Source organism: Sinorhizobium saheli (assembly GCF_001651875.1).
GTDB lineage: Bacteria > Pseudomonadota > Alphaproteobacteria > Rhizobiales > Rhizobiaceae > Sinorhizobium > Sinorhizobium saheli.
Map to the genome: position 1 here is coordinate 1 of NZ_LNQB01000001.1, position 1,039 is coordinate 1,039.

Annotated in this window: 1 protein-coding gene; it reads left to right on the top strand. The window is 65.2% G+C overall.

Annotated features, from left to right (window positions below):
• A partial coding sequence (locus ATB98_RS00005; RefSeq protein ID WP_234781818.1) for an IS5 family transposase occupies positions 1–1,039 on the top strand: 1,039 nt, incomplete at both ends.

Sequence of the window (1,039 nt, forward strand, 5' to 3'; positions counted from 1 at the left end):
CGAGTTCCGGCCAATCATCCGCTTCGGGTGATGCGTGATCTGGTGAACGCCGCGCTTGAAGCGCTGGATGGGTCGTTTGCGGCGCTCTATGCGAAGAGGGGACGGCCGTCGATTGCGCCGGAGCGGATGCTGCGGGCGGTGCTGTTGCAGATGCTGTATTCGCTCCGCTCGGAGCGCCAGTTGATGGAACGGCTGGAATTCGACCTGTTGTTCCGCTGGTTCGTCGGACTGGGGATCGACGATGCGGTGTGGGATGCCTCGACGTTTTCGAAGAACCGCGACCGGCTGCTGACGACGGAGATCGCGCAGGGCTTCCTGTCGGCGCTGCTGTCGCGGCCGGCGGTCAAGACGCTGTTGAGCGCCGAGCACTTCTCTGTCGACGGCACGATGCTGAAGGCGTTCGCCTCGATGAAGAGCTTTCGGGCCAAGAATGGCTCGAATGAGCCGCCTGAAGACGGCCGCAACGGCGAACGCGACTTCCGCAAGGAGAAGCGCTCGAACGAGACGCACGCCTCGACAACGGACCCGGATGCGCGGCTGTACCGCAAGGGCAAGGGCCAGGAGAGCAGACTGGCCTATCTGGGGCACGCGCTGATGGAGAACCGCAACGGCCTGGCGGTCGCCGGCATGGTGACGCATGCGACCGGCACCGCCGAGCGGGAGGCGGCCAGCGCATTGAGCGCGGACCTTGCCGAAGGCGCGACGCTGGGCGCCGACAAAGGCTACGACGTGGAGGCGTTCGTCGAGGAGCTGAAGGAGCGGAAGATCGTGCCGCATGTGGCGATCAACGGCACCGTGAGCAAGACCGGCAAGGTGCGCAAGACGGCGGTGCCGGCGGAGGTCGCGACGAGTCCCGGCTATACGGCCAGCCTACGCTGCCGCAAGCGGATCGAAGAGATCTTCGGCTGGATCAAGACGACGGCCGGCTTCACGCAGCTCAAGGTTCGCGGCCTGGACAAGGTGAAGGCGGCCTTCACCTTCGCGCTTGTCGCCTACAACATCGTTCGCCTTCCGAAATTGCTCGGGATCGACGGGCGAA